This is a genomic window from Streptomyces sp. 6N223, assembly GCF_052246635.1.
Classification (GTDB): domain Bacteria; phylum Actinomycetota; class Actinomycetes; order Streptomycetales; family Streptomycetaceae; genus Streptomyces.
On record NZ_JBQQCA010000075.1, the window covers coordinates 19,798 to 28,956 of the forward strand.

Annotated in this window: 3 protein-coding genes; all 3 read right to left on the minus strand. The window is 76.9% G+C overall.

Annotation, left to right across the window (positions count from 1 at the left end; genetic code table 11):
* Positions 1-57: 57 nt before the first annotated feature.
* Positions 58-1,572 (minus strand): FAD-dependent monooxygenase, encoded by a 1,515-nt coding sequence (locus ACTWQH_RS30180; protein WP_443289975.1) that lies wholly within the window; start codon positions 1,570-1,572, stop codon positions 58-60.
* Positions 1,573-1,603: 31 nt separating this feature from the next.
* Positions 1,604-7,096: a beta-ketoacyl synthase N-terminal-like domain-containing protein gene (locus ACTWQH_RS30185; RefSeq protein WP_443289976.1), complete on the minus strand. Its 5,493-nt coding sequence runs from the start codon at positions 7,094-7,096 to the stop codon at positions 1,604-1,606.
* Between the two features lie 21 nt (positions 7,097-7,117).
* Positions 7,118-9,159: beta-ketoacyl reductase (locus ACTWQH_RS30190; protein ID WP_443289977.1), on the minus strand; the 2,042-nt coding region annotated here is incomplete at its 5' end.

The window sequence follows — 9,159 nt, forward strand, 5'->3', positions numbered from 1 at the left end:
GGTCGGTGGCCCGGTGGCCCGGTGGTCGGTCTGGTCGGTGCCTGTTGGAGCGTCTAGTTACCCGGGGACGACCCGGGCGATGAGGGACTCCGCCTCGGCCAGCCGCGCGGCGTTCTTCCCGGACGCGGCGACGAAGCCGTCCGGGCGGAGCAGCAGCCAGGCCGTGGTGCGGTGCGTGAGGTGGTCGTGGGTGACCGCCTCCGGGTAGCGGGCGGCGAGGGCCCCGGCGGGCGCGGTCAGGGGGCCGCCGTCGGTGGGGCCGAGGGTGAGGAGGCGGAAGCCGGGCTGGTCGGGTCCGGGTGGCGGGACCCAGGCGGGGGTGCGGGTCCCGGGGGCCGGGAGGCCGCGGGGCGCCTTGGGGGCCGGGGCTCCGAAGAGCACGTCCGGGTAGCGGGTCAGCCGCCCCGCCAGCATGGGGGCGTACCAGCGGCGCAGCACGCCGGTGGCCTGCATCAGGGCCCATACGCCGTTGCGCACCCGCGAGGCGACGGGCCCGGCCGCGGCCTGCCGGATCATGCGGCCGGTCGTCTGGACGACCTGCTCGGCGACGGCTCTCCGCTCGGCGACGTAGCTGTCGAGCACGGCCGGGGCGAGCGTGCCGTTGATCACGCCGGCGAGCTTCCACGCCAGGTTGCGGCCGTCCTGGATGCCGAGGTTGAGCCCCTGCCCGCCGACGACCGAGTGGACGTGAGCGGCGTCGCCGACGAGGAACGCCCGGCCCGAGCGCAGGGTCCGCGCGATCCGCTCCTGGCTGGTGAAGGTGCTGATGGAGGTGGCGGAGACGAAACGCAGCCCGCCCGGGCCGCGCTCGTCCAGCAGCCGCTGCACCGCCTCGCGCGTCATCGGCGTGTCCGGCGCGATCGGCCCGGAGATGCGGACCAGGCCGCCCGGCAGCGGGGAGAGCAGGAGGACGCCGCGGGCGCCGATGAAGTACTGCACCTCGTCCCGCGGGTACTCCCCTGACACCTCGCCCTCGGCCAGCACGAACGCCATCGGCACGCTCCCGCCCTCGAACGGGATGCCCAGCCGCTGCCGCACCGTGCTGCCGACCCCGTCCGCGCCGATCAGCCACGGCGTGGTGAGGGTGCCGGTGGCGCCGTCCGGGCCCTCGGTGTGGAGCGTGACGCCTGTCTCGGTCCCCCCGGTCCCCCCGGTCCCCCCGGTCCCCTCGGTCGTGACGTCGGTGACCCGCACCCCGTACTCCACCCGGCCACCCAGCTTCTCCAACGCGCCCAGCAGCAGCCGCGTCGTCTCCTGCTGAGGCAGCACCAGCGGCTCGTTCACCTCCCCCAGCACCACGCGCATCGTCTTGCCGTCCCCCATGTGGTACGCGAGGGCCGACGGCCGCACCCCGCCCGCCAGCGCCTCGTCGAGCAGGCCGAGCCCGCCCAGCACCTCAAGCGTCGGCGGCCACAGCAGGATCGCCCGCGAGCCCGCGGCCGCCTCCGGGTCGGCCTCCAGCAGCCGGGTCGGCACGCCCAGGCGCAGCAGCTCGCACGCGACCACCAGGCCGCAGGGCCCGGCGCCGACTACCACCACGGCGTTGGGGTCGTTACTCGTCGCTCGACTCATCGCTCGCACTCCAAAGATCGCTCAAGATCACTCAAGGTTGCACAGGTTGCACAGGGTTGCTGTTGCTGCCGAGGGTTTTGCTCAGCCAGGCGTTCACCGCGGCCGCGGTCGTCGCGGCGTGGTCCTCGATCAGGGTGAAGTGATCGCCGGGCACGGTCACCTCGGTGTGGGCCAGGGGCCAGGGCAGGGGCCCGTCCGGGATCGGCCGCTCCGCCGCGACCTGCAGCACGGGCACGCCGACGGGCTCCGGCCGCACGCCGTGAAGCAGCTCGAGGTACCGGCCCATCGCCGTGAGCCTGGCCTCGTCGAGCGCCTCCATCCGCTCCACGACGCCCCCCAGCAGCTCCGGGTGATCGGCAGGGCTGTAGCCGTCCAGCGGCCGGCTGTCGAGCAGCACCACCGCGCCGGCGCCCAGCCGCTCGGCCATGGCGTGCGCGAGCAGCCCGCCCGAGGAGTAGCCGGCCAGGGCGAAGGGCCGCCCCGGCTCCTCGCCCACCACGGCCGACGCGGCGGCGCACAGCGCGTCCACCAGCGCCGCCAGGCTCGCCGGCAGCGGCTCACCCGGCAGGAACCCCGGCAGGGACAACGCCGTCAGCCGCAGCTCGCCGCCGCGCAACGCCGCCGCGATCCGGGCGAACTGGTGCGGCCCCGACGCCGCCAGCGCGCTCGGCAGCGCGATCACGCGCGGGCCCGCCCCGCCGTCGGCCAGTCGGACCGGCGCGGGCAGCGCGCCCGGGTCGCCGGGCCCGGCGAACGCCGGGCGGAACGTGGCCGCCTGGCCCAGCAGCTGGATGAACTCCCTCGTCCGTCCCTGGGCCAGCGCGGTCCGGAACATCTCCCCGAGGCCGGACGCGCCGCCCGGAGCGGGCGGGACGTGCCGGGACAGGGACAGGGACGGGGACGGGGACAGTTCGGCGTACAGGTGGTCGGCGAGCTGCGTGAGGGCCGGGTTCCGCGCGAGCGTCGCCGCGTCCAGGGCGGCGCCGGTGGCGCGGTTCAGGCGGTTGCGGAGCTCGACCGTCGTCAGCGAGTCGAAGCCCAGCTCCAGCAGGCCCCGGTCGGGCAGCGAGCCGGGGTCGGCGTGGCCGAGCACGGCCGCCGCCTCGGCCCGCACCAGGCCGAGCAGCAGCTCGCGCCGCTCCTCGCCCCGGGCGTCCGCCAGCCGCCGCCGCAGCTCCGGCTCGTCCGTCCCGGCGCGTGCGGGCCGGGCCGGGCGTGCCTCGGGCAGCTCGTCGAGCAGGGCCGCGCCGGGCCGCGCCTCGCGGTACGCCGGGGCGAACCCCTCCCAGTCGATCTCCGCCACGACGACGCCCGCCGCGTCCTCCTCGAACGCCGCGCGCAGGCCGTCGCCCAGGGCCCGTTCGGGGTCGAGCGGCCGGAGCCCGACCCTGGCGAACCGCCGCTCCCCCTCCCCGTCCCCCTCCTCGTCCCGCCCGGGGCCGCTCCACGGGCCCCACGCGATGGACCGCGCCGCCAGGCCACGGGCGCGATACGCCTCGGCCACGGCCTCCAGGCGGGCGTTCACGGCCGCGTACGCGCCCTGGCCGATGCCGCCGAACGTCGCGGCGATGGAGGAGAAGACGACGAACGCCTCAAGCGTCTCGCCTGCCCGCTCGCCTGCCCGCTCGCCCGTCAGCTCCTGCGCCAGTTCGCCGAGCAGCGACTCCGCCTCCTCCGCCGCCGCGAAGGCCTCCGCGAGCCGGCGCGGCGTCAACTGGCCGACGGGCGCCTCGTCCAGCGCGGCGCCGATGTGCACGACGGCGGTGAGCGGCTGGTCCGACGGCACGCGCGCCAGCAGCTCCGCCCGGCTGGGGCGTTCGCCGAGCGACGTGGCCCGAACGCCCGACGCCGCCAGCTCCGCCGCCTCCGCCTCCGCCTCGGTGCCGCCGGCCAGCAGCACGTGCCCCGCGCCCTGCCCGGCGAGCCAGCGCGCCACCGCGCCCCGCAGCCCCGCGCCCGCGCCCGCACCGGCCACGAGCACGGTGCCGCGCGGCCGCCAGCCACCGGCCCGCTCCCCGCCGGCGCGCCGCACCAGGCGGCGTACGAACGTCCCGGCAGGGCGTATCGCGACCTCGTCACCCTCCACCCCGCCCGCGAGCGCCTCGGCGAGCGCCGTCCACGCGTCCGAGCCCGGCAGGTCCACCAGCCCGCCCCACAGCCCGGGCTGCTCGTGGCCGATCGTCCGGCCCAGGCCCCAGATCGCCGCCTGCGCGGGCGAGGGCGGCGCGTCCGCCGCGTCCACGGCGACGGCCCCACGGGTCGCCACCCACAGCGGCGCCGCCGCCAGCCCGGCGTCGGCCATCCCCTGCGCCAGCGCGAGGGTCGCCGCCAGGCCACGGCTGATGGCCGGCCCCTCCGGGTGCGGCGCCTCGTCGCAGGCCAGCAGCGACAGCACGCCCGCCACGCCCTCCGGTGCGGCGGCGCGCAACCGCTCGGCCAGCCGCGCGCGTTCGTCCGCGTCCGCGCCCGCCTCCGCGTCGGCGCCCGCGACCGCGCCCGCCTCCAGGCGTACGCAGCGGGCGGCGCCCCGCTCCGCCAGCGCCTTCGCGGCGTCGTCCCCCATCCCGGGCGGGGCGACCACCAGCCACGTGCCGCTCAGCCGCCGCGCCGAGCCGCGCCGCCCCGCCGCGCGCCACACCACCCGGTACCCCACCGTCTCGACGGTCGGCGGCGGCGCGAGCCAGAAGCGTTCGCGCCGGAAGGGGTAGGTCGGCAGCTCGCAGCGGCGCGCGTCCGTCCCCGCGAACAGCGCCGGCCACGCCACCGGAAGACCGGCCGCGAAGCCCTCCCCCAGGGACGTCAGGAACCGGCCGACGCCGCCGTCGTCCCGCCGCAGCGAGCCGATCACCGCCCCCTCCGCCCCCTCCGGCCCCTCCGCGCCCTCCGCGCCCGCCCCGCCCTCGTCCAGGATCTCCCGCACCGCCGACGCGAGCACCGGATGCGCGCCCACCTCGACGAACGCCCGGTGCCCCGCCCGGACCAGCCCGCCCACGGCCGACGCGAAGCGCACCGTGCTCCGCGCGTTGCGGTACCAGTAGTCGGCGTCCAGGCCGGAGGTGCCGAACTCCGCCCCGGTGACCGTCGACACGAACCGCACCGCCCCCCGCCCCGGCCTGACACCCCGCCAGCCCGCGAGCAGCTCCTCCCGCACGCCCTCGATCTGCGGCGAGTGCGCCGCGAAGTCCACCCGGACCCGGCGGGCATCCACCCCCTCCCCGGCGAGCGCGGCCAGCGCCTCCTCCAGCGCCGGCTCCGCCCCCGAGATCACCACCGCCGACGGGCTGTTGACCGCGGCGATCATCACCCGCCCCTCCCAGCGCGCCAGCCGCCCGGCCGCCTCGGCCTCCGGCAGCGGCACCACCGCCATGCCGCCCTTCCCCGCGAGGCGGTTCAGCACCGCACCGCGATGCGCGATCACGGCCGCGCCGTCCTCCAGCGAGAGCCCGCCCGCCACCACGGCCGCCGCGACCTCGCCCTGCGAGTGGCCGACGACGGCCGCCGGCCGCACCCCGCACGCCCGCCACAGCTCCGCCAGCGCCACGGCCACGGCCCACTGCGCGGGCTGGAGGACGTCCGCCCGCTCCAGCTCGGGACCCTCCGCGTGCCGCAGCACATCCGTCAGCACCCAGCCGACGTGCGGCGCCAGAGCCTTCTCGCAGGCGGCGATGGCCTCGGCGAACACCGGTGAGGAGTCCAGCAGTTCGCTCCCCATCCCGGCCCAGTGCGCCCCGCCGCCGCCGAAGAGGAACACCGGCCCGCGCCCCCCGGAATCCGCCTCGTACGCCCGCGCCCGCGCCCTGCCGCTCACCACGCCCGCCGCCGAACGCCCCTCGGCCAGCGCGTCGAGCCCCAGCGCGAATCCGTCCGCGTCGGCGGCGGTCAGCACCGCCCGGTGCTCGAACCGGCTCCTGCCCGTGGCCAGCGAGAACCCGACATCCAGCGGACGGGCGTCGGCGTCGGCCGCCGCCTCAAGGTGGGCGCGCAGCCGGGCGGCCTGGGCGCGCAGGTCGCGCTCCGTGCGGGCCGACAGCGGCCACGGCACGGCCGCCCCCGCCCCGATAGCGAGCGGCGCCGGGCCCCCTCGGCCCTCGGTCGGCTCCTCCTGCGGTGCCTCCTCCGCCGGCATCTCCTCCTCCGGTGCCTGCTCCACGATCAGGTGGGCGTTGGTGCCGCTGACCCCGAACGCCGACACCGCCGCCCGGCGTGCCCGCCCCGTGTCCGGCCACGCCCGGCGCCCCGTCAGCAGCCGCACCTCGCCCGCCGACCAGTCCACGTGCGGCGTCGGCTCGTCGACGTGGAGGGTGGCCGGCAGCTCCCCGTGGCGCAGTGCCTGGACCATCTTGATGATCCCCGCGACCCCTGCCGCCGCGGCCGTGTGCCCGATGTTCGACTTCACCGAGCCGAGCAGCAGCGGCCGGTCGGCGGCCCGCCCCCGCCCGTAGGTGGCGAGCAGCGCCTGCGCCTCGATCGGATCGCCGAGCGTGGTGCCCGAGCCGTGTGCCTCAACGGCGTCCACCTCGTCCGGCGCCAGCCCGGCGCCGGCGAGGGCGGCCCGGATGACGCGCTGCTGCGAGGGGCCGTTGGGTGCCGACAGGCCGTTGCTCGCGCCGTCCTGGTTGACCGCCGAGCCACGGATCACCGCCAGCACCGGGTGGCCGTCGCGGCGCGCGTCGGACAGCCGCTCCAGCAGCAGCATCCCCACGCCCTCGCTCCACCCCGTGCCGTCGGCCGCCGCCGCGAAGGACTTGCACCGGCCGTCGCGCGCCAGCCCGCGCTGGCGGCTGAACTCCACGAAGCCGGCAGGCGTCGACATCACCGTCACCCCGCCCGCCAGCGCCAGCTCACACTCGCCCGCGCGCAGCGCCCCCACCGCGAGGTGCGTGCTCACCAGCGACGACGAGCACGCGGTGTCCACGGTCACGGCCGGGCCCTCCAGGCCCAGGGTGTAGGACAGCCGCCCCGAGAGCACGCTGGCCATGTTGCCCGTCAGCACATACCCCTCGACGCGGTCCCGGTCGGCGGTCGTCGCCGTCAGCATCCCGTAGTCCTGCGCGCTGCTCCCGACGAAGACGCCGGTCCGGCTCCCGGCCAGCGACGCCGGGTCGATGCCCGCGCGCTCGACCGCCTCCCACGCCGCCTCCAGCGCCAGCCGCTGCTGCGGGTCCATGGCGAGCGCCTCGCGCGGCGAGATCCCGAAGAACTCCGCGTCGAAGTCGGCCGCGTCGTAGAGGAAGCCGCCGTGCCGGACATAGCTGGTGCCCGGATGGTCGGGGTCCGGGTGGTACAGCCCGTCCAGATCCCAGCCCCGGTCGGTCGGGAACCCGCCGATGGCGTCCCGCCCCTCGGCCAGCAGCTCCCACAGCTCGTCCGGCGTGCCGACCCCGCCCGGGAAGCGGCAGGCCATGCCCACGACGGCGATCGGCTCGCGCTGCCGCTGGTCGGCCAGGTGGAGGCGGCGCAACGCCTCGTGCAGGTCGACCGTCACGCGCTTCAGGTACTCGCGGAGCTTCGCCTCGTTCGCCATTGCGGTCCTCACTCGTGATCGTCACTCGTGATGTTCGAGCCGGAAGGTGCCAAGCCGGTCGTCGATGAACGCGAACAACTCGTCGTCCGTGAACCCGTCCACGGCCTCGGCGACCTCCGCCGTGTCCGATGCCAACGCCGATGCCGGCATTGGTGGCGGCTTGAAGAGGCCGGTCTCGCCGGCCTCGCCGGTGGCGCCGCCGCCGTCGGCCTCCGTCATGAGGAACTCCTCGATCAGGAACTCCGCGACCGCGACCGGCGTCGGATGGTCGAACACGAGGGTCGCGGGCAGCCGCAGGCCGGTCGCCACGCCGAGCTGGTTGCGCAGCGACACGGCGGCCAGCGAGTCGAACCCCAGGTCACGGAAGGGGCGTTGCGGCTCCACCGCCTCCGCCCCCGCATGCCCGAGCACGGTGGCGGAGGCCGCCCGCACCAGGGCCACCAGCTCCACCCGGCGTTCCTCCGGGGAGAGCCGGGCGACGCGTTCGGCGAACGCGGAGCCGGAGCCCTCGCTGCCACTGTCCGGGCCGTCGGGACCGTCGTCGTCCGCCCCCGCCACCTCCGGCAGGCCGGAGAGCAGCGGACCGGGCCTGGCGGAGGTGAACAGCGGCGCGAAGCGCGCCCAGTCCACGTCCGCGACCGCCACGAACGTCTCGTCGTGGTCGAGCGCCTGCTGCAACGCCGCGAGCGCCAGCTCGGTCGGCAGCGCGGTCAGGCCCCGGCGTTCCAGCTGGGCCAGGCGTTCCCCCTCAACCGCGGGGTCCACGGCGCCGATCGGCGCCTCCGCCCACGGCCCCCAGGCGAGCGACGTGCCCGGCAGCCCGGCCGCTCGCCGCGCCTGCGCCAGGGCGTCCAGGTGCGCGACGGCGGCGGCGTGGGCGCCCTGTCCCGCGCTGCCCCAGACGCCGGCGACGGAGGAGAAGAGGACGAACGCCTCAAGGCTGAGACCGAGTTCGAGGGTGAGGTCGTGGAGCAGCTGGGCGCCTCCGGCGCGAACGGACAGGACGTCGGCGAGGCCGTCCGGAGTGAGGTCGGCCAGCGTGGACCAGGTGTCCGCCTCCGCGGTGTGGATGACGGCGGCGAGCGGCGGCCGCTCCGGCGGCAGGGAGGACAGCAGCGCGCACACGGCGTCGCGGTCGGTGATGTCACAGACGGCGATGGTGACGGCGCCCGCGCCGAGCTCGACCAGCTCGGCCGTCAGCGCGTCGGCGTCGGCCGGGGATGCCTGCGGGTGATGGGTGAGCAGCAGGTGTTCGGCCCCGGCGCGGGCCAGATGGCGCGCGACGAGGAGGCCGGTGCCCGTCGTTCCTCCGGAGACGAGGGTGGTGTGGCGCGGGTGGTAGGCGGCGGCTGCGGGCGGGGCGGCGAGCGGGGCACGGGTCAGGCGCGGGACGTGGGCGGTGTCGTCGCGGATGGCGAGTTGGGACTCGGCCGTGGGGGCCGCGAGGTGGCGGGTCAGGAGGGCGTAGTGGTGAGGCTCGGGGTGGTGGGGCAGGTCGATGAGTCCCGCGAAGTGGTGCGGGTATTCGAGCGCGGCGACGCGGCCGAGGCCCCAGGTTTGGGCGTGGGCGGGATGGGGCGGGTCGTCGTGCGGGGAGACGCGGACGGCGCCGGTGGTGACAGTCCACAGGGGCGTGGAGGGCTGGGCGTGGAGCAGGGCGAGGACGGCGGCGGGGTCGGGGTCGAGGTTGAGGACGCCGGCGAGGGCGGGGTGAGCCGGGTTGGTGGTGGTGGCGGCGCCGGCGGCTTCGAGGGCGTTGACCAGGTCGGCGGGCGGTGGCGCGTCGGGCGGGGTGAGCAGCAGCCAGGTGCCGTTCAGGGCCGCCTGTGGCGATGGGGTGTGGGCGCGCCAGGTGACGGCGTAACGCCAGGAGTTGAGCGTGTCGTGCGTCGTCTGCGCCTCGGAGGGCGTCAGCCAGTGGTGCTGGTGTTGGAAGGGGTAGGTGGGGAGGTCGGGGATGAGGTGGGTGTGGGGGAGGAGGGTGTTCCAGTTGGGGGTGGCGGCGTGGTGGGTGTGGAGGGTGGCGAGGGCGGTGAGGAGGGTGTGGGGTTGGTCGCGGGTGC

Excerpts from the sequence above, each read along its gene's own strand:
- ACTWQH_RS30180 (WP_443289975.1), bottom strand. The coding sequence starts at position 1,572 with ATGAGTCGAGCGACGAGTAACGACCCCAACGCCGTGGTGGTAGTCGGC.
- ACTWQH_RS30185 (WP_443289976.1), bottom strand. The coding sequence starts at position 7,096 with ATGGCGAACGAGGCGAAGCTCCGCGAGTACCTGAAGCGCGTGACGGTC.